We start from the raw sequence: 26,379 nt of genomic DNA on the forward strand, positions 1-26,379 counted from the left end.
CATGAAGCCAACAACGTTAGGCGAAACCCCGGAAACAAAACAATAACCATACAGAATTAATTACAAACAAAATAATGAAAGAAGGCAAGAAATATGAAATTTAGTGGAGTGTGTTTAATCACAGATGATGTAATTAGTCTAATGGAATTTTATAAAAATATTTTACAAGTTGAGGCTGTAGGAGATGAAATAGCAGCACGCTTACGGGTCAAAGGAGATTACCATATTGATATTTGTTCAAAGCAGGGAATGGAAAATTTGGCGCCTGGTAGCACAAGTGGAATCGGTCATGGTGGATGTACTATTGAATTAGAAGTTGATAGTATTGATGAAGAATATGAGAGATTAAAAAAATATAATGTCAAAATCATTAAATTACCAGAGACTTACCCTTGGGGAAGACGATCATTATGGATTCAGGATATAGATGGAAATATTGTAAACATATATACAAACGTAACTCCAGAAATACATAATTGATTGAGCTTTCTCAAAGATGTCCGGGGCATCGCATAACACAGTATTCTCGCTGGCAGACCCTTACGGGTCCTTGTTCGCAGACTTATAAAAGTTGATATAAGAACGCTTGTAAGCAGATGGAATGGAAGTAAAACATAACTATTGAATCTTGGGTGGGCATGGTTTCCCTTCGAAAGGAGGTGAAGCCATGGAAGTGAAAGATGCATTAACGATCATGTTCCTCTTTGGAACATTCATTTTTGCTCTTTTAACATACATCAATAATAACAACAAGAGAAAGTAAAAACCTACCCAAAGGTTAAGGCCAGAGGTGGGTTTTGTTCCTATAAGCCTTAGAAGGGAATAAAAATGTATCAAAGCGTGAAGTGAAATTTGAAAATAAATAGGAAAGATGTGTTGAAGGTAAACCGAAGATGCATCAAGAGATAACATTTTTTTACTTACTACAATACAAGACATTGAGCATTTCGAGTAAGGTATTTATTGGTGACCAGAATACTTGCATGAAAAATTCCAAGAATTCTACAAGGCGAGTTATAATAAGATTATCTTTTAAGAAAAAAGGAGTATACATATATTGAATCTTGCTGTTCCCGTTACACAATCTCAACTGATGCAGGTTTTGCTTAATGTCTCTGTTATTCGTCCTGTTTTTATTTGGGGTGCCCCAGGGATTGGAAAATCCGCTTTAGTTGAATCATTTGCCGATCAAGTCGGACTTCCATGTGTTTCACTTTTAGGCTCTCAGCTTGCGCCAGAAGATATTATTGGTGTACCTCAGATCGTTGACGGCAAAAGTCAATTTTGTCCACCCAAAATGATTGCTCGCAATGAACCATACTGTTTATTTTTGGACGAACTTAATGCTTGCTCGCAAGAAGTCCAAAAAGCTTTTTACAGTCTTATTCATGAGCGTCGAATTGGTGATTATCATCTTCCAGAAGGCTCGATTGTAATCGGTGCTGGCAACCGTGCGCAAGATAGTGCAATTGTAAAACCGATGTCCTCTGCGCTCATTAACCGTATGTTTCATGTCCAACTTAATGTATCGTTTCAAGACTGGATTTCTTGGGCGTACGAAAACGAAATTCATCCGATCGTTATTGAATATTTAGAGTCTCGCCCCGATCATCTGTGGAGTGCCCCTCCGAAAACGGAAGAACCGTTCTCCACGCCAAGGTCCTGGCACATGCTTTCGGATGCACTTCGCGAGTTTGGTGATAACTTATCACCAGAAGTGGTTAGCATTTTAGCGGGTGGTTCTTTAACTCCTGCTCATGCAACACAATTTAAAGCCTTTTACAAAAATCTAAGTGGTAAATATCAATTAAATGCTATTTTAGAGGGAAAAATTTCATTTCCGTCTTCTCCAGAAGATCGTGATGTTCTCTATTTTCTGGCTCAATCTTTCCGAGCCCAAATTATTAAAGAGCTTCCTGCTCGAAAAGATGAGATTAGTGGGAATCATAGGCAGTTTGCTCACACGGTGAAAAAACTGATTAAAGACTTGTCTGCCATTAGTTTCGAACTTGCACAGCTCGTTGTTGCGAAAAATGAACAATCCTCTAATATTCCTGACTGGCTTATGGTGGAAATTGTTCGTGATTTGCCACGGCTCGCTGTTAAAGATAAGGGGTAATGATGTCAAAAAAATCGACACCTGAAAATCCAGCTTTAAAACAATTTCAAGCAGCAGTAGAAATAATTGAAAACCATCCTATTTTTTCACCTTTATGTTCAAGAACCAGTATTGTCCATCGTGATGGGACCCCTTATCCAATAAATGGTTGGGCAACCGTTACAAAAGGTGGATATATTTACACGCACCCTAAACGTCGAGGCGAAACCTCGGAGTGGGTTTATGTGCTTGCTCATTGTTTGTTGCATTTAGGACTTGGTCATTTAATAACGAAAGATCATCCAGTGGCATGGAATGCAGCTTGTGATTTGTACATTGCCAAATTTCTTGCTGATTTAAAACTGGGAACACCCCCTTCTGACATGGAAACACGGACAGATATGACCGTAAAGGATGAGGAGTTTCTTTATGAGCAATTTTGTGTACGGGGCGTGCCTGAAGTTTTGAAATATTTTGGTACAGCAGGTGTAGCAAATTCGGATATGGATGTTCGAAATACAGTAGCGCGTAGCTATTGGGGGGGAGAACCCGAATGGGAAAAATACTTTGCAATTGGGTTATCTAACGCGGTCACAAGTGCTGTAAGTGTGGCGGGAGGTCACTCCACGTCTTTATCGGATTCTACGAATGTTAAAAGTGCTGCGCAACGGGCAAAACGGTGGTTTATGGACCGTTATCCATTGCTCGGCGCTCTTGCTTCCGGTTTTACAATTATTGAAGACCAAACCATTTCTCAACGATTAAGCATTTCGGTTGCGGCTATTGATGTTGTAGAACGGGAAATTTACATGAATCCTGCAGCTGGACTAACCGACGAAGAATGTATTTTTGTGATGGCGCATGAGTTATTACATGCAGGTCTTCAGCATCATGAACGCTGCCAAGGTCGCGATCCTTATTTGTGGAATGTCGCTTGTGATTATGTCATCAACCTGTGGTTGGTTGAAATGCAAGTTGGTGAATATCCTAAAATCGGTTTACTTTTGGACTCAGAGTTGAAAGGTTTATCTGCAGAATCGATTTACGACAAAATGGTTGGAGATATTCGCTTATATAGAAAACTGGCTACACTTCGCGGCAATGGATTAGGCGATATGATTGGTAAAGGTGATCCGTCACTCTGGGATGTTCGAAATGGGCAAACGCTCGATGATTTTTGCAAAAATGCTCTTCAACAAGGTTTAATGTATCACGAAGAACAAGCTAGGGGTTTACTTCCTTCTGGGCTTGTTGAAGAAATTAGAGCACTCGGTCAACCACCGATTAAATGGGACGTTGAGCTTGCCAAATGGTTTGATGCATATTTTTCTCCACTTGAAAAAACGCGGTCCTATGCCCGTGTCAGCCGTCGTCAATCTTCAACTCCAGATATCCCAAGACCTCAATGGGTTCACAGTGGTTCATCTGAGGATGGTCGCACGTTTGGTGTGATCTTGGATACGTCTGGTTCAATGGATAAAAAATTGCTGGCTAAGGCGCTTGGTGCTATTGCTAGTTACGCACAAGCTCGGGATGTACCTTTTGCTCGTCTTGTGTTTTGCGATGCAGCTCCTTACGATGCAGGTTATGTTGCACCAGAGACAATCGCTGATCGTGTTCAAGTTAGAGGTAGAGGGGGGACCGTTTTGCAGCCTGCGATTGATCTAATCTCTCATGCTGAGGATTTTCCGAAAAATGGACCACTTCTAATTATTACCGATGGCTATTGCGACAAATTGACCATTCGGCGAGAACATGCTTATTTACTGCCAAAAGGAAATGAACTACCTTTTTCTCCCAAAGGTCCTGTTTTCCGTATCGATTAAGAAACAATAACAGAATGAATATACGGACTGAGCAAGCTGAGGATTAAAAGTGTGTTAGACACAACTCACCTCAAAAAATAAAATCCAATAAAGAGCTTCATGCTTGTAATTATATGTTTTGAAAGTCGGATATGAATAAAAGGCTTCGGAGACCTGCAGGTGTCACAATGTGATCTGCGGGTCTTTTTTTGTAAGAATAGTGTATAAACCCAAGGAATCCTGATGAAAGGAGTGTTTACGAAGTAGGGGAATACCCGTAATATGGAAGTAATTCACGAAGTTCGTAGATAAGACGTTAGGTGAAATCGACGAAATTGATAAATGAGGATTAAGCCAATGGAGATAATAAGAGAGACTAAAGACCTTGAAGGAAGTTGTTATATTGAGGTTTTACCAGGTAAATACCTTGGTCAATTTATTACAGACTATGACAAAAACATCGAAAAACTGAGAGAACTAATTAAAGAATTTCAGACATGGATTCAAGAGCAGCTAAAAAACCAAGATTATATTTCAGTAACCAAGTATCTATGCTGCGGGCTTCGCCCTAGGTCGCAAGAAGCGGCAAGCGATGAAGAGGATTCAGCGAACAACCCTGCGAGGCTAAGTACGCCGGACCCGGCGCTTTGCGCCTTAAGGCTCTCGGGTTCGTGAATACAAGAACGTTATCAAAAATTGGGGCAAGAATATTAACTAGAAGAAATTAGAAGTAAAAGGAGAATAGCTACATTGATAAATCTAAGAAGCATCACATTGGATGATTATGAAGCGGTCTTAGGCTGGAGTCGGAATGAGCTTTTTTGTTCAGCAAATGGATGGGAACAGAATAGGGGCGAGGAAGAACTATATAAATGGTGGGCAGCATGTGTCCATATGTCGGCCGATGATTTTATACGAAAAGGAATCGAATATGACCAAAGATTAATAGGTTATACGGATTTGGCCTTCATTAAAGATCAGCAGCAGAATTAGGAATAGCAATAGGTGAAAGCAACTATTGGGGCAAGGGAATAGGTTGTGAATCGGCAAGGAAAATGATGGAGTACGGATCAAAACAACTGGGCATAAGGACTTACCATGCAGAAACGAACGAATATAACATAGGATCAAGAAGAATGCTGGAGAAGCTCGGATACGAAGAAAAAGGTAGAGAAGGAATTGAAGAATATAGAGGTAGGCAAGGGCGAATGATACAGTATGAGTATATAGTACCGGAGAACAAGAATTTTTTGGAATCTTCTAAGATAAGAGTTATCTAAGGCTGGGTCGTTTCGTGAATACAAGAACGCTATCAGAAATGGTTGAAAATACAAAATATCAAAGGAGAATTAAAATGTCTGGTCATTGGGATGTATATCTATCAAAAGACAAAACAATAGTGAGAGTAGATCTAGGAATACTTAAAAATGTTCCAATCGATGGTGCAAAAACATTAATACAAGTAAATATGAAATCAAGGAAATTTTTTTCGAAGAAATTAGATTCTGAACTTATAAGTAAAGTTGAAGATGAAATAGATAGTCAATTGACAGATCATGATTTTGTTGTAGGTGCCATCACTTATGCAGACTCAAAGTCTTTTTACTATTATACGAAGCAGGAAAATTTACTTTTCAATAGACTGAATAAAATTCTTTCGCAATATAGAAAACTCAAATGTGAAATCTTAATTGGGGAAGATCCTGAATGGAAATTTTACTTAAACTCTCTATATCCAGATGTTTATGAGAAGCAGTGGAAAATGGATTCAGAAGTAGTAGAACAACTAAAAGCTAATAAAGATAATCTCAAAATACCACGAGAAATAAACCATTGGATCTATTTTCCTGAATATGTGAGCAGGGAAGACTTTAAAAGAAAGCTTGATTCAAACCTGTACAGAATTGTTGAGGAAGATACGTTACAAGAATCAGACTTCCCATTTCAATTAGTGATTTCACACACAAGTAATGTTGAATTTGAAACGATAAATCACATCACAACAGAACTAATAAAGAAAGCAATAGAGGCTGGCGGAAACTATGATGGCTGGGAAAGCCCAGTAATAGAGAATGAGTAATTCAAGGAAGTCAGTTACTTCTAACAACACCATGTTCACACTTCGGTCCGGCAGGAGTTAGAAGAGGTTTCGGAGAAGTAATTGCAGCAGCAGGGAAGCAGAATCAGCCGGACACATCCAATTCCCTAACCGGATCGCGGCCGCCCTTTCCCACATCATATAACACCGTTTTCCTGCTGTGTCGCGTCCGCTCCTTGGTTTGCACGAAGCATTTCGAGGAAGTGAAATTAGGCAACAACCCTTCGAGGCTAAGTGGCAGAGCCACCCAGTCGCTACGCTCCTTTAAGCCTCTCAGGTTTAGGAACACATTTACGTTATAAGAAATAGTTGCAGATCAAGGTTTATTTGAGGTGACATATGTATTTCAAATGGGTAGAATGCAATGTAGAAAAAGCAAAAGAAGAGGTTTTTTCGACCAGCCAATCTAGGTGGGGATTACTTTCTCATGTTTCTGGCTTTGTTGCACAATTTGGGGGTTGGGAACGCACAAACAATTTTCTGAAGGCTCACATTTTTGGAATATGGAGAGATAGGGAAAGTTATAACAAATTTATGGATGATATTCATGATGAAATATTTAAACATACTCAACAATATGGGACATATGAATCATTAGAGATTCGGTTCGGAGAGTTGGAAGAAAATAAAAAACATTTTGATCTAGAATCTATAGATAGGCTAATTGTTGAAATAAGGGAAAACAAAGCTTTTTATCAGATGTACAAGATAGGAACAGTGGTTTCAGAAGGTGAAGTGTTTATGATTAATGATATGAACAATTGTACTTTAAACATTGAACTAGAATCTGTATGGAATGTAAAGGGAATCTAGGAGCCTTAAGCCTCTCGGGTTCATAAACATAAAAACGTTAGGTGAAATTAATGCAAATAAGATAAAGATGGATGAGATTGACAATCCGAGTCAGTTCGAGGACACAAAACAACTGGTGGAATATGCAGGATCTGTAAGTATCAAAAACCCGACATAAATTGCGGGTTTTCGATACTTTATAATAGGGAGATGAAAGGCGCTATCCAGTAAATTCCTGGACCCATGTGTTGTTATAATAAGCAATACCGATATGAGTATAACTATTATTCAGTATATTTGCTTTGTGGCCAGGGCTATTCATCCACTCCTTCATAACCTGGGTAGGGGTGGTTTGCCCTTTTGCGATGTTTTCTCCAGCGGTATTGTATGTGATCCCGAATTCCTTCATCATATCGAAGGGGGATCCATGTGTTGGAGAATTATGATCAAAGTAATTGTTGTTGTACATGTCCTGTGCCTTGACCATAGCCACTTTTGACAATTCTTCACTACTACTCAAGGAACTTAATCCTGTTTTAGCCCTTTCTTGATTGACTAGATCCAGAACCTGCTGCTCGAAATCGGATTTATCCGTAGTATCTTTTTTACCTTCCTGTACTTGTCCTGTTGGCTCCTTATTTTCAGGATTTCCTACAGGTGCCTGGTTTGCTGGATTTCCATCCGGTGTTCGAATCAGATCCAACAAATCCGATGGAATTCCATTTTGTGCTTCTTTTGTTGTAATAGATGATCTTTTTTGCCAAGATGTTGCTGTTGATGATGCCTGTGTGAGGACAGAGTTTGGTACAGCAGCATGATTATGAGTTGAAATTTGTTTTTGCTTAGGAGTCACTTGATTTTGCATCATATTGTTATGGGACGAACAGCCTGCCACCAATAATAATATTGTTAAAACGAAAAATTTTGCCATTTGCCAACCTCCTAGATCCGTTAGTTAATGAAGTTACCGGATTTAGGTTTTCCTGTATGTCATTCACTTATTCCCCAATATGTTTTTCTCCTGATGATGTTGATATTTCGAAGAAGGCGCTGACATCATAACAAAATATTCACGGTGGGGGGCGATCGCTCCTTGGTTGACAGATGTATAATCATGGTGGAAGCTCAGACAACAAACGAATCTTAGGTCTTGATTTTATTGCAAACAAAGTTAATAAATATATGTGGCATTTTTGGGGTACGAACTTGAAATGAAACCATTTAAAGTTGAAGCAGTAAATGTTAAGACAAAAGAAAAAGTTAAAGTTCTAATTGAAAATGCCGGAACTCCTCAAGAACGATTAGTTTGGGAATACGATTCAATTGGAGGACCTAATAATGGCGCAAATGTGGATTGGGGAATGGTTTGGCCGCCCTGACAGTTACTGGGAACTCATAATAACTCGCCAAGAGTTAGAGAGTATGGCAGAAACCTTATACATCAAATATATAATAACAAATTAATGAACTTGTGAGCTATTCGAAGCAGCAATATCATCGCCTAACATCGGCATTCACATTGAGGCGGGCTGGCGCCGACCTTGGTACGCCCGAGTATTTCGGAGAAGGTGGGATATCAGCGGACACCCTGCACCGACTAAGCGTGGTCGCTCCCGGCCTGACGCCCTTAAGTCGGGGAGGGTTCATGAATACAACAACGTTAGATGAAATCGTCGCAATAGTTTTCGAAAGCTATTCTGGAGGGAAAAATGAAAAGAGTGTTAGTCATTGGTTGTCCCGGATCTGGCAAGTCAACTTTTTCATCAAGACTTAGCAAAGAATCAGACATACCTGTAATTCATTTAGATTCAATTTACTGGAAACCAGGATGGATCAGTTGTAGTAATCAGGAGTTTGATGAAATTCTTAGGGATTTATTACTTCAAGAAACTTATATCATGGATGGGAACTATTCAAGAACAATAGATTTTAGAATATCTTTCGCAGATACTGTTTACTTTTTTGATTTTTCACGATATCTATGTCTTTATCGGGTAATAAAAAGGAGAATCTTGAATCATGGTAAGACCACAGAATACATGGGGAAGGATTGTCCGGAAGGTATCGATTATGAATTTATTAAGTCCGTATGGAATTTCAGGAAAAATCAACGAATGAGAATAATTAAAGTATTAGAGAAGCACGAGGGAAGTAAGGATATTGTTATTTTCAGAAATCCCAAGGAAGTAAACAATTATTTTAAGAGCTTTTCCAAGTAATTCGAAGTAGGCGATCATCTTCTAACGTCTTAAACCTCTCGGGCTCGTAGATACAAGAACGAAGAATTAATGATAAGTAAAAATAATGTGGAACACTATATTTGGGGTAATAATTGTGACGGCTGGCGTCTCATAAATGAAGAAGACAGAAGTATTATTCATGAACGAATGCCAACGGGTACAAGAGAGGTAAGACATTTACATTATAAAGCAAGGCAATTTTTCTTTATATTGTCGGGAGAAATGACAATTGAAGTGGACGGAAAAGAATATATTTTAATGGCACATGAAGGAATTGAAGTGTTACCAACAGTACCACACCAAGTATTTAATAAGTCAGATAATGAATTAGAATTTCTAGTGGTATCACTACCAAATGTAAGGAATGATAGGATTACAGTAGACTGACAAGGACATTTGGATAGCTCCTCGATGAAGCGGTGAAATCCGATAACACCATATTCACGCATCGGGGCTATCGCCCCTCGGTTGTCCAGATGATAATAATCATGGTAGAATAGCAGACAACACATGACCCAGCCTAAGATAAGAGCTATCTAAGGCTGGGTCATGTTGTGAATGCACAGACATTATGCGAAACCGTCTAAGGGAGTTGAAGTTATGTATTCTCAAAGAAGTCTTGAGAGTAGAGATCTGGAAACAATTTGTATGTTTCCGCAATGTGAAGAAGAATTATTTTATGTTAGTCCTAGGTTTGTTTATCCGTTAACAACAGACCAAATTTTAAATATAGTAAAAGATAGATTTGAACCAACTGTCATCCTCAATAATGTAACGAAAGAAGTGGTGGCATATGCTAATATTTATAAAGATGACTCCGAAGAAAGTAGTTTTTGGCTCGGAAATGTAATAGTTTCGCCTAAATATAGGGGTAAAGGGGCAGCTCAATATCTTTTAAATGTAATGCTTGATAAAGCAAAGAACAATTTAAGAATCGAGAGGATAAAATTAGCCTGTCATAGCACTAATTCAAGAGGATTAGCTTTCTATTCGAAGTATGGCTTTAAACCTTTCGATATGAAGGTTACAAGTATAGATGCAAAGAAATTCATAACAATACATATGAGTAAGGAACTTTTCTGAGGAATTTCAAAGCAACTAAACAGGCAGACACATCCGCACTGTGGATAATTTCAAACTTATAAGCGAGGATGCGACTTCTTTTAACACCGTATTCACCTTCAGGACTATCGCCCTTTGATTGTCAGATGTATAATTATGGAATGAGCTCAGACAACAAACGCCTCAGCCTTAGATAGCTCTTATCTTAGGCTGGGGCGTTTCGTGAATCAAGAACGTTATCGGAAATCAATACAAGCAAGGAAAAGTTCAACAAGGAGACCGATTTAATGAACTCAAAAATTATGTTGATAAATAATTCTACCATTAATTTAGAGAATAAGATTGAACAGATCATAACTTGCATTCAATCCATTTATGGAAATCAAACTGTTGAACTTGTATCAATAACTTGTGATGATATTGGTTATAAAACCCCGAATTTCACAACATCTGCTATATTACGTTTGCATGGTCTAGTGAAGTTATACGATGAATTGAAGCCTTGGTACGTTATCTTAAAAATCATTAAACCAGACACAGAGGAGAAAGATAACTTTGTACATCACAACTATTGGCGACGTGAAGCACTTGTATTTGAGTCAGGAGTTTTAAAGGAACTCCCCAATTCTATTTGTAATACAAAAAGCTACTTGGTTGAAGAACAACAAGATGGTACTATTTGGCTCTGGATGGAATATGTTGAGGGCGACTATCCGTATACAATTGAGCAATTTTCATATATCGCCCGGCAATTAGGCAGGTTTAACGGGGCTTATTTAGAAGGAGCAAAAAAGTTACCTGAACATGAGTGGATATGCAGAGAATGGCTCAAGTCATGGACAACAGCATGTCGCAAGTATGCTCCAAATATGGAGGCGTATGTAAGTCGGATACCAATAGACAATTTTCAGAGTACGTGGACTTGGTATCAAGAGGTGCTCAAAAATATTGACTCATCATTAGACTCGCTCCAACAGTTGCCACGCGTACTGGCACATCAAGATTTAAGTCAGATGAATATGTTGCTCGTCCCGAAAGAATCGAGTGAAAGCCATCTCGTGCTAATCGACTGGCAGTTCATGAGTATCTCTGGTATTGGCGAAGATTTGGGTAAATTATTTGGGGTGAATATGAGCCTGGGAATTATTCCACCTAGTCAGTATCAACTGTATCAGAACTCTTTATTTACTTCATACATAGAAGGATTGCGAGAAATGGGGTGGCAGGGAGACGCAAGAATGGCCCAGTATGGATTCTGTTTAAGTACTGCTCTAAGAAGTGTTTGGGAGGTCCCACAATTCTTTTCGATCCTTTCTAAATTAGAGGAAGAACCAAACAATACTAAGCTTAGGGAAAAACTTAACCAGCTAGATAGCATTATTAAGATACACAAAAAATTGATTGAAGAGGCGGATTCTCTTAAGAGAGCATTAAGTGCCATATGAAATGCGAAAAGGGCGGGATAATTTAATGAAGAAATTCATTTTATTAATCGTAGTATTCATTTTTGTATCTGGCTGTAAGTCAGGTGCTTCAAATCTGATACTGTTTGAAACAAAAGATGAATCATTAAAAAATTATATTGAAGAGAATTCATTTAAGGGATCCATTTTGGAGATAGATCTAGAAAATCAAGAGACTGTTTTACTATTTAAACAGATGCAAGATGAATATTATTTAGGCGAGGTAGCTAAATCAAAAGAGAAGTATTCTCTTTCAAAAATTTCAGACGTAGTAGCTATCGGCAATACGACAGGGGTAATGTGGGATTTCAAAACATTCAAAGGTAATGTTTACACTTTGAAGTTATCAAAAAACAAGGAAGATTCAGACTCTATCTTTAATAAAGAATTTGGCTTATATATATCAATCGTAAATGGAAAACGAAATTATGAAGATAAAAATACAATAAATGTAATTAGATCAAGTCAAATAATTTTTATCCAGTAGTACTTCGTAGAACAAGAACGTGTAAAGATGATCATTGGAACTAAAGAAATTTAACGAAAGAATGCGTGACATCTGCTAATACATATTTACGAATAAGGAAGACCTCTTTTCTGTAAATTATGGTTTTACAAGAAAAGGTCTTCTTTTGTTATTTATCTATTTACATAAAATATTTACGCTCTCCTGATTTAAGATCATTTGTAGAGAAAATACCTAATAAAAATGGGCTATCTCTCTGTTGTTAGAATAATAATAATACAAGAAATCTTGTATCTTCCAGACAAAGGAGGCCTGGTTAAGTGCGTGATTATTGTTACTATAAAGAAGTCTGCACTGGGCTTCCGATGCCCTTTGCCTTCGTTGATCTGGATCTGTTACAGCAGAATATTCAGAGCGTTCTTCACCTTGCGAATGGAAAAAAAGTCCGCATTGCGAGCAAATCGATCCGCTCTGTTGATGTGCTTCGGCGCATCTTGGAGGCAAATGCGCAGTTTCAAGGGATCATGTGCTTCACGGTGCCCGAAGCACTATATCTCGCGCAGCAAGGATTCACCGACTTGCTGCTAGGTTACCCTGCGATGGACGCACGACTGCTTGGGTCCATCGCCATGCATCAGCGTGAAGGGCGCAGTATCACGCTGATGGTCGACTGCGAGACGCATGTCGAGCAGGCGGAAACGGCAGCCGCCAAATACGGTGTGAGGCTGCCGCTCTGTGTGGACATCGATATGTCGATCGATGTCCCGGGGCTTCATTTCGGCGTATGGCGCTCGCCTATACGCTCTACAGCAGCGGCGCTCGGCCTCATCGAGCGCATCGCGCAGTCAAAGCACGTTATGCTCGACGGGCTCATGGGCTACGAAGCGCAGGTTGCAGGATTAGGCGACCACGTGCCTGGGCAGACGATGAAGAACGCAATCGTCCGGCTGCTCAAGCGCCGCTCAATCCGTGAAGCCGCTGCCCGGAGGGCCGAACTGGTCGCGGCGATCGAGCGCCTGGGTATTCCTCCGCTGCGGTTCGTGAATGCAGGCGGCACGGGCAGCTTGCATACAAGCAGCGTGGAGCCGGCCGTCACTGAGGTTACAGCCGGCTCGGGATTCTATTCGCCCGGTCTGTTTGACCACTACCGGGACTTCACTTTGCTGCCCGCCGCAGGGTATGCAATAGAGATCGTGCGTCAGCCCCGCGGCGATCTCTACACTTGCTTAGGCGGTGGATACACAGCTTCGGGCGCTGCAGGCAGCGACAAACTGCCGCGTCCATACCTGCCGCAAGGAACGGCACTTCTTGCGATGGAAGGGGCGGGCGAAGTCCAGACGCCGATCCGCTACAACGGGCTAGAGGAGCTGAAACTCGGAGATCCGATCTTCATGCGTCATAGCAAAGCAGGAGAGTTATGTGAACGATTCGCACATCTCTACTACATTTCAAATGGCAGTATCGTTGGCAAGACAACGACATATCGGGGGGACGGACTATGCTTTCTGTAAATTTGAAGGAGCGCAATACGAAAGTATGGCACAATTGGTCAGGACTCGTACGTGGATTGCCGAGAAGCATTGTATATCCAGTCAGCATAGATGAGGTGGTCAGGATTGTTAAGGAATGTACCGCCGAAGGACGGAAGCTACGTGTTGTCGGATCCGGACATTCATTTACAAGGCTTGTCCAGACGGATGATGTGTTGGTCTCCTTGGATCAATTGCAGGGTGTGATTGCTGTTGATTCGGAGAAGGGGATTGCCGAAGTGTGGGGTGGAACAAAGCTGGACCGGCTCGGGAAAGAATTGCATGCCTATGGGGTCGCGCAAGAGAATCTGGGCGATATTAATGCACAATCCATTGCAGGAGCGATCAGTACAGGTACACATGGGACAGGGGAGCGGCTCGGGAGCCTCGCAACGCAAGCGGTGGGTTTGACGGTAGTGACAGCGTCAGGGGAAATCTTCGAATGTTCGGCCCGGCAGGATGAAGAACTTTTTCGGGCGATGCAGGTGTCACTAGGGATGTTCGGGATTATCGTAAAGGTGAAGCTTCGTGTTGAACCTTCGTACGCTCTTCGCTATACAAGCAGCAAAATGCCATTCTCCCAATGCCTTGATCAGCTCGATCTATTCAATAAGGAAAACCGTCATTTCGAATTTTATTGGTTCCCTTATACGGATATCGTTCAAGTAAAACTGACCAATAAGACGGATGAGGTCCCCGGAACGCCAAGCCGTTGGAGTTACTGGAAAGTCATGCTGATGGAGAATGCGCTATTCTGGTTATTGTCAGAGTGCTGCCGTTTCATTCCGCGCCTTTGTAAGCCAATAAGCCGATTATCAGCAACAGCCGTACCGGATGTGCAGGAAGTGGGGGATAGTCACCGTATTTTCGCGACGCCACGGCTCGTACGATTTAATGAAATGGAGTACAGCGTACCCACAGACCGCATGCGAACTGTACTTGAGGAAATACGCGATGCAGTTGATCGCTACCAATTTGCTGTTCATTTTCCAATCGAATGCCGTTATGTCCAGGGAGACGATATATGGCTCAGTCCGGCGAATGGACGTGATTCTGGCTATATCGCTGTACATATGTACCGTGGGATGGAGTATGCCGACTATTTTGCCAAAGTTGAGGAGATATGTAGACAGAATGGCGGGAGACCGCACTGGGGCAAGATGCACACGATGCGGGCGGAGCAGCTGCGTACGGTATATCTGAAGTGGGATGCATTTCTTCGCCTTCGTCAAGAGCTTGATCCTTCGGGCGTATTCTTGAACCCTTACTTGACAGAAATGCTGCAACAGAGCGAGTAGGCGCGCTAGCTGGGCAGGCTACTGTGAAGCTCTTAAACATATCTGGCAACGACAACACTTAAGAATTTGTACCAAATGATTATATGGAATAAGGACTTTGATAAAAAGAATTTAAAAGATATTCTTAAATTAACTGATATTTATGTAGAGAAGAGAATTATAGTAAAGAATAATAAAGAAGTATTGAAATACATACAAGGACATTTAGAAGCGGCTTCAGAATGCAATGACTTCACGCTGCAGGGCTATCGCCCCTTGGCTGTCTAGATGTATAATCATGGAAGAAGCTCAGTCCACAAACGCCCCAGCCTAAGATAAGAGCTATCTAAGGCTGGGGCGTTTCGTGGATACAATACGTTAGCTGAAATGATATGCAATGACAATTGGGGGGAGATCAATGAAGGTTGATAAATCTGTAATAAATCAAATTCTTGATTTATTAGACTATCAGGGAACAGATATTCATTTACTCGGTGGATACTCTAATAACGTCTACGAAATATCTTCCGAAGTACCGATAGTTGTTAAGATTTTTAGTAAAGAGTTTAATACTGAGGAGGAAATTTTGTCTGAAATCGAATGGACTCAATTTCTTAAAGAGAATGGAATAAAAGTAACGATTCCTATAACAAATAGAGGATCATATATCAATAATTTGACGGATAATCTATTTTTTGTTGCTTACGAGAAAGTTAAGGGAACTCATATTGATATTAATGGTGAAGACTGGAACGAAAAGTTATTCAAGCAATGGGGTAAGGGGATGGGGACAATGCATTCCTTATCCAAAATATACAAAAGTAAGTACAAACGGCCAGAATGGAATGAGCATAAGATTTATCAGATGAATATGAATTCATTTGATTGTAAGATTAAAGAGAAATGGGAGCAATGTCTTGAAGATATCAAATCAATGAGCAATTCTAAAGAATTATATGGAATCATACACGGCGACCTAAATCACCATAATTTTCTATGTGATGAAGGCGAAATCACCTATATTGATTTTGGAGATAGTGAATTTAATTGGTTTGCATATGATATTGCAATTGCTATATATCATGCTTCGCAAACGATTAAAGATAGAGCCCAGCGGGATCAGTTTGCGTCTATATTTTTCAATTCATTTATTGAAGGATATTCAATGGGTAATTCAGTAAATGGAATATTGAAACACGTAGATTTTTTTATTAACTTTAGGCATCTGTATTCATTTGTTTATCATAATCAATTCTTACAAAAAGAGCAGTTGAATAGACAACAGCTTATGTATTTAGAAGAAATGGAACGGACAATAATTAACCAGAAAACTTATTTGGGAATTTCGTTAGTATAACAGGAAGTCATATGATCATCAGCTTTATACAATACATATGGAAGAGGAGCTGAAACAATGCAAGTGTGCTATAAGCATGCTGAAAAACCAAATGCCAAAAGTTGTCCATTTTGCAGTAAAGATTATTGTGAAGATTGTCTACTTTTAGTAGGTAAAAGAAAAACGGTAATTTGTAAAGATTGCTACACATTCCTTTCTAATAAGATTAAGAAATCTAATATTAGAAGATATATATATTTATTATTAGGAGTAATTTGGCTAGTTCTTATACTAGTGAATTTCTCAAACTATTTTTTATTAGAGAGTCCAAATGCAACAATATTTATATTACTTGGAGTGGGAATCCTTTACTCAATTACTGTAAATATTATTAGATTAATTCAATATAGAAGCTGGAACGTGATAGAAAGTTATACAAAAACAATAAAACTAGAAGTTCAGGACTAATTCAAAGATGGTATTTACATCGTATAACACGATATCTAGCGTATCTAAGATGTGTTTCTAAACACGAACCAGCATTAAAAATATGAGTAAATTTATCACTGCACCAGGAAGGTTACAGTTTGTCGCTGGATGAATATTCTTGAAAAAACGACCCGAGAAGTAAACTGGATTTTCTTCCCCATGTTCTAGTAGAAATATGTAATGATTTAAATGTTAATGAATAAAATCGAGTTGGACAAAGAAAACGATAGATATAAGTATTTTGAAGAAGGCGCTTTACGTCGGACATTCTGCCTTCGGTCCGGCCAGAGTTAGGATTACTTAAAATGGTAAAGGTGGCAAGCGGCGGAATTATGTTCCTATGATGAGGTTGGATGAGGAAAGCAGTTCGGGTGGAGGGGAGCTATATGAAGAGAACAATCTCTATTGTGGTCGCTGTCTTGCTTGTGTCCTTTGTGTATTACCTCTATGTTGAAATAGAAGGATTGCCGTGGAAGCATGCTGAAGTAAAGCGGAAAGCAATCGAGTATATGAAACAAAAATACAATATGGATGTAGCTGCAGCGGGGAGTTCTTATAATTATAAATTCAAAATATATACAGCTAAAGTATATAATGTGCAGGATACGAACAAAGCCATTATTCGTGTAGATGATGATGGGGACTTCGACAACAAGGGCAATTATGTTGGGAAGCGATTACAAGATAATTATACGCTAGTATATTGGTCTGCACATATTAGGGATAGTCTTCAAAAAAAGTATCCTGATCTATTCAGTCTTCAGGATATCGATACGATTCAGATTGAATACACCTATTACACGTTATCGCTTGAAAGAGGACTTAACGGTGATAAGGATCAAAATGGAGTTCTTATTCCAGCAATACCTAAGGATGTTCCAGAATTGTCTATACGATTGAAGACGATTGATATCGGTGATCATCTGTTGGAACAATTGCGTCAGGTAATTAATGATATGGTGAAAACCTCCCAATCCATGGATGTATTCGTAAGGGCAGCTGATGATCGTGGGGAACAGGAAGAGGAGATGTCGAAGACTGCTATTCTTCATATTGAACATGATAAACTGAAAACCTTCCATTCAATTGAGGAATTGAAAAAAGAGATAAAGAGTTGGTAACGAGTGAAGAATGACATGTTAGAATTCATAGATGTATAATCATGGAAGAAGCACAGTCAACAACGACCCGGCCTAAGATAATAGAGCTATCTAAGGCTGGGTCGTTTCGTGAATACAAGAACATTATGTGGAACTTATTTCCGGGTGTACCTCTGATGACCTCTAATTTCAAGAGAACCAGATAATAATATATATTGAGGGTAATTTCTGATAACGTCGCCCTTGGTCCTAAGAAATATTTTCAGAGAAGATGAATCAGCGGATGTTCCTGAACCAGTGAAATACTTGCAAATTCTCTTAAAGAGGAAGGATAGATGACAATGAAAAGTATATTTTTTATCCTAGTATTTTTATTTAACATTTTTAATAGTTCTGAAATAACAAGTGATGTAACTACGAAATCGAATGTTGCACCTGGTCAGTTAATGAAAAGTGATTTGCAACTTCAAAATAAAAGCAAAGATATAATAATAGGAATCGGAGATAATCGAGAAGATGTCGAACAGAAATTAGGAAATTATATTGATACTATTGATTATAAGGATATCTTTGAGTATGACGGAGTAAAGATTCATTATAAAGACAATAAAGTAAATGGCATAATAATTGATGATAATACAATCAATCTTAGAGAATTTAAAACTATAAGGGAAATCGGTTATGGTAGTGGATTTGAGGATGTAATCAAGCATTATAGTGACCATGGTAATATTTCTTCGCCATACGGTACGAAGTCAATAACTTACTTCCTAGAAATTACAGATAATGGTCAATATAACATAATGTCTTCATTAGAAAAGATGAAAGAGAAAAAAAATATAATTATATTCTCCATGAATTTTGATAAACTAGACAACCTAAGTTTCTTGCTGATTGCAGATTATGAATTTGCATTCCTTTAATAATAATTTTGGATATTTCAAGTAGGCAAACGACTTAATCTAATACGGAGAGATATAAATTGAAGAAAACAATACTAATCTTTCTTGTTATTGTGCTAATGTATTTTTCTTATTTCTATAAGAATAATTACACTTCAACAATTGAAGAGGCTGCTAATAAAGCCAATATTCAGTATGATGAAATCTATCAAACAAGCAAAGTCAAAAATCGAATTTTAATTCTATATGATACCGATGAAAATGAAGTGTTTAGTGTTGGATTATTAAAGAAAAATTGGTTGGGATACAAATGGATAATGGGATCTGGCAGCGGACAAGTTTCTGGAATTAATGTTCCAGTATCATTAGCAATTGCAAATTTACCAGTTGAGCATCATGGGGAGGTAAGTAGCTTTGTATCCATTGCATTTGGTTCTGTAAATTTAAATGAAATTGAAAAACTTAATGTACAGTTTAAAGATACAAAAATAAAGTCAGCTACTATAATTGATACTAAGCGAGGAAGAAAATGGTTCTCAATTTCTGATAATCCGGTTAATGGTGATCCACAAGTTATAGGTATAAATAAAAAAGGAAAAGAAGTATATAGGAATTATTAAATTGAATTTGAGGATACTAGGAGAGGTTCAGATATAGCTTCAAAAGAAAAAGTAATCGCTGAGAGTTGCGTGGTGTCGTGCTAGTAGCCGATTATATATCTTGATACAAGCCAAAAGCTAGTAGATTATGATTGGGCTTTAATAGAGTGGAAAGAGGGAGTGTTACTGAGGAATTCTACGAGGTGAAGTCCATCGGACCTGGTGCTATCGCCTTAAGCCTTAGGGCACTTAGATACAAAACGTTAGCAGAAAATGGAGTAAAAATCATAATTTTTAATAATTAGGTTGGTCTACCAGAAGTCATAAGTTTGTATAGGGGGGAATAAAATGGATATCTCATTATTCAAATCAGGTCTTAATGAAGCATCGATTATTCACGAGATGCAAATCAAAGCTTTTATGCCGCTGTTAGAAAAATATCAGGATTATGACACCAGCCCTGCTAATGAATCTGTAGAACGAATAATAGATCGATTAAATCAATCATTTACGGATTATTACATTATAAAAATATCTAATAATCCCGTAGGTGCAATTAGAATTGTAAAGTATGAGAATAAGACCTATCGAGTCAGCCCTATATTTATTTTACCTGAATATCGAGGCAAAGGAATTGCCCAAAAAGTATTTTCGATTATCGAAAATATGTATATCGATGCGAGAAATTGGGAGTTGGATACAATATTGCAAGAGCAGGGTAATTGTTATCTTTATGAAAAGTTAGGTTATAAAAAAACGGGAGAAATAAAGCGAATTAACGATAAAATGACCATTGTATTTTATAATAAACGTATGATTTAGCATAACTCTTAAAGAAGACCAGATGAGTTTAGTTGTATCAAACTCAGATTCATTAATGCATGCAAAGAGTATCACATGTTCCTAGTAATATCGTAGCAAATGCAGTCTATAAGAGTTGTGGATTTGAAGAAACCGGAGAGTATGAAGAGTGTGGTGACCCGATCTTACGCTATAGAATGATTAAATCATAGAAATTGATCAATGAACTCAGTAGCTTTTTAAATACACAATGGGCATCAAAAGACCTTCATGATAATTGTGCAGTATTCCGGTAAATTAATTACGCTCGCTTTGATTTTTTAATTAAATAAGAATCATCGTCCAAGTGAGGTGGAGTTAAAAATTATGAATGCTAATCAAGATCAGCCAATTCCCTATGCGGTTTGCGAGAATGATATTCGATTTCCGATATTGGATATTACTCATCCCCTATTCAACGCAAGTATTGATGAACAGGCATATCATTTGAGTTGCCTCAAGTCAGCCCGAAGTATTGACTCTTTAAAGAAGATGCCTGGCTTCATTCAGAGCATCTTTGTGAAAATGTCGAATGTTGATAATTCGTATCTTAGTGGCATGCGTACCTTGTTGTACAAACTTGGCCCCCACTTAAGCCGGGGGATTAAATTAGGTTTCCGAGACAAGTGGGCGGTGAAGCAAACCTCTTTTATGGGACTTCGGATCAGGCTAAGAGATCTTTGTCGGAGCCAGTCGAGACTTGTGCAGACCCAGCTTAAACAATTCCCTGGACGAAATCTTTGTTTCTTCAATATCGCCGGGGGACCCGCTACAGACAGTATCAATACCCTAATTCTAATTCAAGAATCAGATCCGAAATTGCTAAAAGGACGAAAGATTGAGATAAACATTTTAGATATCGATACCTATGGACCCAATTTTGCTAAACGGTGCATCGATGTTTTGAAGGAGCCGGGGCAAAGATTCCATGGCTTAGACATTACCCTCAATTTCATTCATTATGACTGGAGCCAATCGGAGGCTTTACTAAAGATGAGTTTGGAACGATCCGACTGGATTCAGCTTTGTTCATCGGAGGGTGGGCTTTTTGAGTACGGCTCGGATTCGGATATTATTAGAAATTTAAACAATTTCTTTACCAACTCCCCGGCGGATGCCCGGGTCACAGGTTCCTTGATTTTCGATCGGGAGCAGGTAAATAAGGGATACCTGGGGTTTACAGAGTTTATTGGTGTGCAAATCCGATATCTTGGGCTGGAAGGGTTGCAGCGAATTTTAGCCCAAACCTCGTGGGTTTTGGAAGAATCCCATGAAATTGATACAATCTATAATCTGTTTTCATTGAAGAAAGCGTAACTTAAGCGGACATGGTTATAAGAAATCACAGGAGGCTTCTGCTTATTTTAAAAAAATAAGCTCAAGCGGTATCTCCACTTAAGCTTTAACAGACTAGATAAAAAATCCGAGAACGACTACCTAGGACATGACAAGGGCTACTGATGTTGTCTTTTTCATACCTCAACTTAGGACTCGATAGTCTGTATGCTGCAAATTTCAAATAAAAAATGTACGAGTAATAATAACCAACAGAATGAATAATACGAGGATTACACCTGTATTTGTAAACAAGCCACCACAGCTACAACTACAGCTACAGCTTCCTATTCCACCCAGTTCTCCCATCGCGACATTCCTCCCTCCGCTGTATATGCTAAATTGTATGAATGTAAACGACTGGTGGATTGGACTCTTATCACAAAAAATAAGCGAATTGCCTTAAGCATATTGCCCTCGTCTACGGAAATGGATGCGGATAAGGATTAAGCTCCTGCGGAGTCAGCCTATGATTTGAATAACCTAGCTTCATCGGTACACTCAGTACCCTATTCAGGCCACTGAGCCGGGTAAGATGATGTCCAAATGTCATGGGTAACATTCCTGGTATGAGCACCTTCACACAACGCAGTCCGTTGCGAAGTGTCTCACTTGATGACTGGTCAACTACAATGACGTCCATCTGAAGACTGCGGAAAACTTGAAGAATTTGTTTTAAATCCTCTGTTAAATCTTCTTGCCACGTCAGTGAATGAAACTCTTCTGCAAAAGTACGGACAGGGTTCCTTTCGTCAAATAAGAAGTGAAGCCGTTCCTCTGCCTGTGGCAGGCTATAGAGCAAGGAATGATCTTCCATATTCTGTACAAGGAACGAGTCATCAAGCATAGCTTCGGCTTCTAGCCTTCGTTCCTTCAATCTCCTCTCAGCCGTCGGGATCATGCCCGCCAGCTCATGTATGGCGCTCTTGGCCGCCCGAACCGGATCGAGATGAGCTCCAGCAGCACAGATGAGGTTGATGCTGTCTTGCGCTCCTCCTTTTGCCAATGCCCATATGCTGGGGATTCCGTTTTCCATCGTGGTATTGTATAACCTTACTTCATAACCCGTAACCGCTGTTAAACGCCCAATCATCAGAATCAGCTCCGAATCACCTGATGAACTATAGTCAAGTCGCGGAACCTGTAGCCTTGCATACCAGGTCAACAAAAAGGAATCTCGCTCAACCACCTCGAAAATCCCGTACAAAATGGCCTCCTCTAAGCTTCCTCCTACCGCGCTCCCGTTGGAGGTTTCATATACAAAGCCCTCTTCTCCTCCCAGGCTATAATAAGCCAACAGTTTGGGAACCAGAATCGGACGTGCCTGTAGAAATGAATATCCCCAGACCCATTCCATTGGAGAATCAGGATTATACGGGATGAAGGGGAAATCAGATTGTTCGTATTGCTCCTCTGCATGAAGCCCTACCGTAGATGGATCTAGCGCAGTAGCTTTAAACTGGGAATAGCTGCCCCGCATGATCGTTCGTTTGCCGCGTGGAGTCACACCGCAAAAACGTTCCAGCCCTTCTAATATCCCTGCGAGCTCGCTCTCCGCATAGGAGTGTGAACGGCCCCCCGTGATCTCATCATAAAAACCTAAAGGAAGGTTTATACCGGCACTGGCAAAGACAGAGTCGAGACCCCACTTCTTATCATTAAAGATGCCGGTACGACTATCCCAATAATCTCTGAGCAGAACCATCTTCAAATCACTCACCCCGCGGCTGCGGTAGCTGTTGCCCCGTTTAAGGCACTTCTGTAGTGATATCTCCGCTAATTCCGCCGAATCATCAGGCAATTGCCCGCAAACCGAGCAAGTCCCTAGTGGCATGACATAATGGATTGTGCTGCTCATATTATTCAAGTTGATTAAATAGAGATGTTCTTCCGTATTCGCTCTTTCGCCCCGCAGCACCTTATCCGTTTCCGCTGAGATAATATGCGCCATATAACTAGCTCCCGTGGGAGATATTTCAGCAGTATGATGAGGAATATAATCATCAGACATGAGCTTCATAAGCAAATCCTTGACTTCATTGCGATTGCTCCCCGCCAAAGATAACCGTGCTTCTGCACATATGAAGCATCCGGTCGTTCCCGGAACAATGAGCGGCCCAATGATCCCTTCTCCCAAGGATACATAGGCACATAACCAAGGAATACCATGTAGTCGCAGCATCTGTTCAGCTTCATAAAAATAGGAGGAGTCTTCCTCATCCTTCAGCACCAATACCAAGTCTACAGCGGGTATATCTTCACTAAGGTTCTTTCTTCGGACAGGAAAGAGCCTGGACAGACGCTTGTACACGGCGTCGGCAAGCATTCCCTCCCCAATAATAGCGATAGAATTCAAGGGGATTCCTCCTCTCCGAGAACTACTCCATATGCCACAAACGGCCCTTTGCCCCATAAAGAGTTGCTGTTCAATTCAAACACCTCAAGATGCTTATCGCGCTGCTTCAGAGTCTCAATGGCTGATAACATCAAAGAGCTGTAGCTTAGAGGTTCGCCATCAGAAATTGTAAGGTTTTGCACTTCATGGTCCTTACGAAGGATAGGGGAAGCCGCAGTTCGCTCGGTCTTACTCAAAGCTTTCTGCAGGGATTGACGAAGGGCAAGCGTGAAACTAAGATCTACGCTGCCATACCACGAGGAATCGGAATAGACCCACACTGTCGGAAAACCGAGCAATGGCTCACCTACTGCAATAAGACATTCCCCCTCTAAGGTGGTTAAAGCTTGTAAATAATACAGGCAACGGACGTCTTCAATTTGCGGACACGCTATAGGCTGAACAACAGTAGGCTCATCAGACAAACTCCGCTTGCCTAACTCTTTAGTTAAACAAGCTCTAACTCCTCGCCCAACGGCTTCAGTTATATCGCACCCTGCTCCTATGCTGATTCCTTCCTGCTGATGTGGAGGTAAGCCAGCAAACAGCAGCGGGATTATGCGGGCCACATAGGCTTCTAGCCCTGCCAATCCTGACTCTCGCCGAGCCTCTACATGCGTTAGTCCACTTCGGATAATGGTTGGCAAAAGATGTACAGGTTCTTTTGACAAGGGGTCTGCAGGCTGAACAAGACACTGTGCCAGCGGAAGCTGGATTAGGTCGGCTTCTTCCCATGCATGAAAAATGCCTGTTACCGTCGAAGTCAGTTGGTTGAAGGCAGTAAACCATACCTCCGGACTTACCTGCTCATGATTTATTTTTAGTTTAAGCTCCATATTTTCCACCCGACGTGCCTCGTCATACTCAGATACTAAAGGATGAGGCAGAAAAGAATGCCAGCTTCCGGTTAACATGATGGGGTCAAGGATAAAGCATTGATTCCTATGGTCCAATTCATGCTCACCCTTAATCGCTTTATGCCATTCATGGATAATAAGACTCGATAAGATGCCTGCGGCAGCAGTGGATAAGACCTCCTGTGTTTGTTTCTCGGGAAAAACGGACGAATGAATTCTCAGCCATGCTGACTCCCAGTGTCCGTCCCCGTCAGGATGCAGCAGCGGCCCTGCCATTCCTATTTCTCTTATCGCGATGGCAGGGAGCATCTGTTTCCTTTCTGCTATACAAGCATGCTGAACACTCTGAAGCTCCTCCAATTCGCCATGCTCCGAAACATACCAAATAAATTGAAAGGGCCGAACGATCGACCTCCAATCCAGCACCTCATCTTCTTCTGCAGCAATCATATATAACGTGGTCTCGGTCTCACTACTTAGAGTCTGTTCGCAAAGTTCCATGAGTTTTCCCATGTCTGTTGGTCCCTTATTAGTTATATAAAGCGTGAGTTTGGACGAACCGGATTCATACCATGACTCAGCGAGCGAGAGCAAGATTTGGCCGGAACCGATCGCAAGCGTACCTTCCTCCTGAAGAGACATCCTGCACAACTCCTTCCGAGGCTTTGTGAAGCATAACTGACTATTCAAGCTGGTCAAAACCTTGATTCTAACGAACGACAAAATTCATTCTAAAGATATGTGGCCTGCTGTTTTTCTATGACATGTAGTGCTAATATAAAAAGCCCAGGAAGACAGAGCTAGAACAGGTTCTAAGAGATCAAGGCAATGGATTTTTAATCATCGCAGGAAATGCAGCGGAGCATTGTGTCTTGTTTACCTATAACGGAGCTCTTGAAAGAGGGTTTAACACTGTGATTCTGCAGAATGGAATATTAAGCACACATCATGATGTAATAACCTCAACGTACAGAGATCGAAATATCATTTCATATCCAGTAATTAAATATTTGTTGAATAAGTGAGATATGAACTATCGTCTCTACGTTATGGGATGTATAATAATGGAAGATGGTTTAGATGACACGAGCCGGCCTATGATACTGCTATCATAAGCCGGCTCGTGTCATAAATACGGAAATATCTATAAATAAAAGGGAGGCAAGATTGGCTTGTTTCATTTTATCAGTATAATCATCCCAATTGCAGTATTATTACCTAATCTATTTTTTTTCGTACTACCGCCTAGAAATTTACCTGGTATTATGGAAGATAAAGAAAGTTTGCTTTTTAAGATTTCTGAAGGTATTGGAAGGCTCGGAGTATTTATATTGCCTATTCTTTCATCAATACACCATGAAGAATATTACGAAGTTCTATCGCTAATTGGAATGTCAATTTTTCTGCTGCTATATTATATTGGATGGATACGATACTTTAGGCGGGGCAGGGATTACAAACTGCTGTTCTCACCAATGATTGGAATTCCGATACCTCTAGCTATTAGTCCAATCTTATATTTCATTTGTGCGTCGTTCGTATTGCATTCTCCTTTATTATTTCTTAGTAGTTTGTTATTAGCGATCGGACATATCCCAATTAGCCTGAAGACTTACCAGCGAATTATTAACAATAAAAAATAAAAGAAATAGCCGGTTCGATTAAAGTGAGTATCTGAAAATCATAAAGCATTGAT

27 protein-coding genes and 1 pseudogene are annotated in these 26,379 nt (G+C 40.0%); 24 read left to right on the top strand and 4 right to left on the bottom strand.

The window, feature by feature from the left end; genetic code table 11:
- The first annotated feature begins 93 nt into the window (after positions 1-93).
- From ABD014_RS07525 to ABD014_RS07565, 9 genes are all read left to right on the top strand, one after another.
- The gene (locus tag ABD014_RS07525) at positions 94-480 is read left to right on the top strand and encodes a VOC family protein (RefSeq protein ID WP_343859399.1); all 387 of its coding nucleotides are present in this window, start codon (positions 94-96) and stop codon (positions 478-480) included.
- 187 nt (positions 481-667) lie between these two features.
- Positions 668-763, top strand: a complete 96-nt coding sequence (gene comI, locus ABD014_RS07530; protein ID WP_343859402.1) for a competence inhibitor ComI — start codon at positions 668-670, stop codon at positions 761-763.
- A 294-nt stretch (positions 764-1,057) separates the two neighbouring features.
- Positions 1,058-2,119, top strand: coding sequence for an AAA family ATPase (locus tag ABD014_RS07535; RefSeq protein ID WP_343859405.1), 1,062 nt, complete (start codon positions 1,058-1,060; stop codon positions 2,117-2,119).
- Positions 2,119-3,924, top strand: coding sequence for a vWA domain-containing protein (locus ABD014_RS07540; protein WP_343859408.1), 1,806 nt, complete (start codon positions 2,119-2,121; stop codon positions 3,922-3,924). The genes ABD014_RS07535 and ABD014_RS07540 overlap by 1 nt, the downstream gene beginning before the upstream one ends.
- Positions 3,925-4,260: 336 nt before the next feature.
- Entirely contained in the window at positions 4,261-4,578 is a 318-nt protein-coding gene (locus ABD014_RS07545; RefSeq protein ID WP_343859410.1) for a hypothetical protein, read from the top strand.
- 75 nt (positions 4,579-4,653) lie between these two features.
- Positions 4,654-4,896: a hypothetical protein gene (locus ABD014_RS07550; protein WP_343859412.1), complete on the top strand. Its 243-nt coding sequence runs from the start codon at positions 4,654-4,656 to the stop codon at positions 4,894-4,896.
- 38 nt (positions 4,897-4,934) lie between these two features.
- A complete protein-coding gene (locus ABD014_RS07555) occupies positions 4,935-5,183 on the top strand; it encodes a GNAT family N-acetyltransferase (protein ID WP_343859744.1) in 249 nt (82 codons plus the stop codon).
- Between the two features lie 14 nt (positions 5,184-5,197).
- Positions 5,198-5,983 (top strand): DUF695 domain-containing protein, encoded by a 786-nt coding sequence (locus tag ABD014_RS07560; protein WP_343859415.1) that lies wholly within the window; start codon positions 5,198-5,200, stop codon positions 5,981-5,983.
- Positions 5,984-6,340: 357 nt separating this feature from the next.
- Positions 6,341-6,814, top strand: a complete 474-nt coding sequence (locus ABD014_RS07565) for a DUF4937 domain-containing protein (protein ID WP_343859417.1) — start codon at positions 6,341-6,343, stop codon at positions 6,812-6,814.
- 199 nt (positions 6,815-7,013) lie between these two features.
- On the opposite strand, the gene ABD014_RS07570 is transcribed toward ABD014_RS07565, so the two are convergent.
- Positions 7,014-7,724 (bottom strand): CAP domain-containing protein, encoded by a 711-nt coding sequence (locus ABD014_RS07570; protein WP_343859419.1) that lies wholly within the window; start codon positions 7,722-7,724, stop codon positions 7,014-7,016.
- A 280-nt stretch (positions 7,725-8,004) separates the two neighbouring features.
- On the opposite strand from ABD014_RS07570, the gene ABD014_RS07575 reads away from it, so the two are divergent.
- From ABD014_RS07575 to ABD014_RS07640, 14 genes are all read left to right on the top strand, one after another.
- On the top strand, positions 8,005-8,172 hold the full coding sequence (locus tag ABD014_RS07575; RefSeq protein ID WP_343859421.1) for a hypothetical protein: 168 nt from the start codon (positions 8,005-8,007) through the stop codon (positions 8,170-8,172).
- A gap of 330 nt (positions 8,173-8,502) precedes the next feature.
- The gene (locus ABD014_RS07580) at positions 8,503-9,012 is read left to right on the top strand and encodes a P-loop NTPase family protein (RefSeq protein WP_343859424.1); all 510 of its coding nucleotides are present in this window, start codon (positions 8,503-8,505) and stop codon (positions 9,010-9,012) included.
- Between the two features lie 69 nt (positions 9,013-9,081).
- On the top strand, positions 9,082-9,420 hold the full coding sequence (locus tag ABD014_RS07585; RefSeq protein ID WP_343859426.1) for a cupin domain-containing protein: 339 nt from the start codon (positions 9,082-9,084) through the stop codon (positions 9,418-9,420).
- A 213-nt stretch (positions 9,421-9,633) separates the two neighbouring features.
- Positions 9,634-10,116: a GNAT family N-acetyltransferase gene (locus ABD014_RS07590; RefSeq protein ID WP_343859428.1), complete on the top strand. Its 483-nt coding sequence runs from the start codon at positions 9,634-9,636 to the stop codon at positions 10,114-10,116.
- Between the two features lie 266 nt (positions 10,117-10,382).
- Positions 10,383-11,540: a phosphotransferase gene (locus ABD014_RS07595; protein WP_343859431.1), complete on the top strand. Its 1,158-nt coding sequence runs from the start codon at positions 10,383-10,385 to the stop codon at positions 11,538-11,540.
- Positions 11,541-11,565: 25 nt separating this feature from the next.
- Positions 11,566-12,045, top strand: coding sequence for a hypothetical protein (locus tag ABD014_RS07600; protein WP_343859433.1), 480 nt, complete (start codon positions 11,566-11,568; stop codon positions 12,043-12,045).
- A 344-nt stretch (positions 12,046-12,389) separates the two neighbouring features.
- A complete protein-coding gene (locus ABD014_RS07605) occupies positions 12,390-13,535 on the top strand; it encodes an amino acid deaminase/aldolase (protein ID WP_343859747.1) in 1,146 nt (381 codons plus the stop codon).
- Positions 13,523-14,851: a D-arabinono-1,4-lactone oxidase gene (locus ABD014_RS07610; RefSeq protein WP_343859436.1), complete on the top strand. Its 1,329-nt coding sequence runs from the start codon at positions 13,523-13,525 to the stop codon at positions 14,849-14,851. The genes ABD014_RS07605 and ABD014_RS07610 overlap by 13 nt, the downstream gene beginning before the upstream one ends.
- Positions 14,852-15,248: 397 nt before the next feature.
- The gene (locus tag ABD014_RS07615) at positions 15,249-16,187 is read left to right on the top strand and encodes a phosphotransferase enzyme family protein (RefSeq protein WP_343859439.1); all 939 of its coding nucleotides are present in this window, start codon (positions 15,249-15,251) and stop codon (positions 16,185-16,187) included.
- 854 nt (positions 16,188-17,041) lie between these two features.
- Positions 17,042-17,776 (top strand): YfjL-like protein, encoded by a 735-nt coding sequence (locus tag ABD014_RS07620; protein ID WP_343859441.1) that lies wholly within the window; start codon positions 17,042-17,044, stop codon positions 17,774-17,776.
- Between the two features lie 314 nt (positions 17,777-18,090).
- On the top strand, positions 18,091-18,678 hold the full coding sequence (locus ABD014_RS07625) for a hypothetical protein (protein ID WP_343859443.1): 588 nt from the start codon (positions 18,091-18,093) through the stop codon (positions 18,676-18,678).
- A gap of 59 nt (positions 18,679-18,737) precedes the next feature.
- A complete protein-coding gene (locus ABD014_RS07630; protein WP_343859445.1) occupies positions 18,738-19,277 on the top strand; it encodes a hypothetical protein in 540 nt (179 codons plus the stop codon).
- Between the two features lie 327 nt (positions 19,278-19,604).
- A complete protein-coding gene (locus tag ABD014_RS07635; protein WP_343859447.1) occupies positions 19,605-20,078 on the top strand; it encodes a GNAT family N-acetyltransferase in 474 nt (157 codons plus the stop codon).
- 345 nt (positions 20,079-20,423) lie between these two features.
- Positions 20,424-21,413, top strand: a complete 990-nt coding sequence (locus ABD014_RS07640) for a hypothetical protein (protein WP_343859449.1) — start codon at positions 20,424-20,426, stop codon at positions 21,411-21,413.
- A gap of 198 nt (positions 21,414-21,611) precedes the next feature.
- On the opposite strand, the gene ABD014_RS24820 is transcribed toward ABD014_RS07640, so the two are convergent.
- The 3 genes from ABD014_RS24820 to ABD014_RS07650 all read right to left on the bottom strand — a co-directional run bounded on the left by ABD014_RS24820 (position 21,612) and on the right by ABD014_RS07650 (position 25,325).
- Positions 21,612-21,740, bottom strand: coding sequence for a YjcZ family sporulation protein (locus ABD014_RS24820; protein WP_379337991.1), 129 nt, complete (start codon positions 21,738-21,740; stop codon positions 21,612-21,614).
- 112 nt (positions 21,741-21,852) lie between these two features.
- Positions 21,853-23,757, bottom strand: a complete 1,905-nt coding sequence (locus tag ABD014_RS07645; RefSeq protein ID WP_379338197.1) for a TOMM precursor leader peptide-binding protein — start codon at positions 23,755-23,757, stop codon at positions 21,853-21,855.
- Between the two features lie 26 nt (positions 23,758-23,783).
- The gene (locus tag ABD014_RS07650; protein WP_343859455.1) at positions 23,784-25,325 is read right to left on the bottom strand and encodes a hypothetical protein; all 1,542 of its coding nucleotides are present in this window, start codon (positions 25,323-25,325) and stop codon (positions 23,784-23,786) included.
- A gap of 161 nt (positions 25,326-25,486) precedes the next feature.
- On the opposite strand from ABD014_RS07650, the pseudogene ABD014_RS07655 reads away from it, so the two are divergent.
- A pseudogene (locus tag ABD014_RS07655) lies at positions 25,487-25,708 on the top strand (isochorismatase family protein); the annotation flags it as partial.
- Between the last annotated feature and the right edge of the window lie 671 nt (positions 25,709-26,379).

Source organism: Paenibacillus motobuensis (genome assembly GCF_039521865.1).
In the GTDB taxonomy this organism is placed as follows: Bacteria; Bacillota; Bacilli; order Paenibacillales; family Paenibacillaceae; genus Fontibacillus; species Fontibacillus motobuensis.

What these genes read in the sequence shown, in the direction of transcription:
- comI (WP_343859402.1), top strand. Translation starts at nt 668, where the DNA reads ATGGAAGTGAAAGATGCATTAACGATCATGTTCCTCTTTGGAACATTC.
- ABD014_RS07650 (WP_343859455.1), bottom strand. Translation starts at nt 25,325, where the DNA reads ATGTCTCTTCAGGAGGAAGGTACGCTTGCGATCGGTTCCGGCCAAATC.
- ABD014_RS07595 (WP_343859431.1), top strand. Translation starts at nt 10,383, where the DNA reads ATGAACTCAAAAATTATGTTGATAAATAATTCTACCATTAATTTAGAG.
- ABD014_RS07580 (WP_343859424.1), top strand. Translation starts at nt 8,503, where the DNA reads ATGAAAAGAGTGTTAGTCATTGGTTGTCCCGGATCTGGCAAGTCAACT.
- ABD014_RS07525 (WP_343859399.1), top strand. Translation starts at nt 94, where the DNA reads ATGAAATTTAGTGGAGTGTGTTTAATCACAGATGATGTAATTAGTCTA.
- ABD014_RS07575 (WP_343859421.1), top strand. Translation starts at nt 8,005, where the DNA reads ATGAAACCATTTAAAGTTGAAGCAGTAAATGTTAAGACAAAAGAAAAA.
- ABD014_RS07645 (WP_379338197.1), bottom strand. Translation starts at nt 23,757, where the DNA reads ATGCTTGCCGACGCCGTGTACAAGCGTCTGTCCAGGCTCTTTCCTGTC.
- ABD014_RS07540 (WP_343859408.1), top strand. Translation starts at nt 2,119, where the DNA reads ATGATGTCAAAAAAATCGACACCTGAAAATCCAGCTTTAAAACAATTT.
- ABD014_RS24820 (WP_379337991.1), bottom strand. Translation starts at nt 21,740, where the DNA reads ATGGGAGAACTGGGTGGAATAGGAAGCTGTAGCTGTAGTTGTAGCTGT.
- ABD014_RS07640 (WP_343859449.1), top strand. Translation starts at nt 20,424, where the DNA reads ATGAATGCTAATCAAGATCAGCCAATTCCCTATGCGGTTTGCGAGAAT.
- ABD014_RS07610 (WP_343859436.1), top strand. Translation starts at nt 13,523, where the DNA reads ATGCTTTCTGTAAATTTGAAGGAGCGCAATACGAAAGTATGGCACAAT.
- ABD014_RS07585 (WP_343859426.1), top strand. Translation starts at nt 9,082, where the DNA reads ATGATAAGTAAAAATAATGTGGAACACTATATTTGGGGTAATAATTGT.
- ABD014_RS07545 (WP_343859410.1), top strand. Translation starts at nt 4,261, where the DNA reads ATGGAGATAATAAGAGAGACTAAAGACCTTGAAGGAAGTTGTTATATT.
- ABD014_RS07590 (WP_343859428.1), top strand. Translation starts at nt 9,634, where the DNA reads ATGTATTCTCAAAGAAGTCTTGAGAGTAGAGATCTGGAAACAATTTGT.
- ABD014_RS07615 (WP_343859439.1), top strand. Translation starts at nt 15,249, where the DNA reads ATGAAGGTTGATAAATCTGTAATAAATCAAATTCTTGATTTATTAGAC.
- ABD014_RS07565 (WP_343859417.1), top strand. Translation starts at nt 6,341, where the DNA reads ATGTATTTCAAATGGGTAGAATGCAATGTAGAAAAAGCAAAAGAAGAG.
- ABD014_RS07570 (WP_343859419.1), bottom strand. Translation starts at nt 7,724, where the DNA reads ATGGCAAAATTTTTCGTTTTAACAATATTATTATTGGTGGCAGGCTGT.
- ABD014_RS07605 (WP_343859747.1), top strand. Translation starts at nt 12,390, where the DNA reads ATGCCCTTTGCCTTCGTTGATCTGGATCTGTTACAGCAGAATATTCAG.
- ABD014_RS07600 (WP_343859433.1), top strand. Translation starts at nt 11,566, where the DNA reads ATGAAGAAATTCATTTTATTAATCGTAGTATTCATTTTTGTATCTGGC.
- ABD014_RS07635 (WP_343859447.1), top strand. Translation starts at nt 19,605, where the DNA reads ATGGATATCTCATTATTCAAATCAGGTCTTAATGAAGCATCGATTATT.
- ABD014_RS07620 (WP_343859441.1), top strand. Translation starts at nt 17,042, where the DNA reads ATGAAGAGAACAATCTCTATTGTGGTCGCTGTCTTGCTTGTGTCCTTT.
- ABD014_RS07625 (WP_343859443.1), top strand. Translation starts at nt 18,091, where the DNA reads ATGACAATGAAAAGTATATTTTTTATCCTAGTATTTTTATTTAACATT.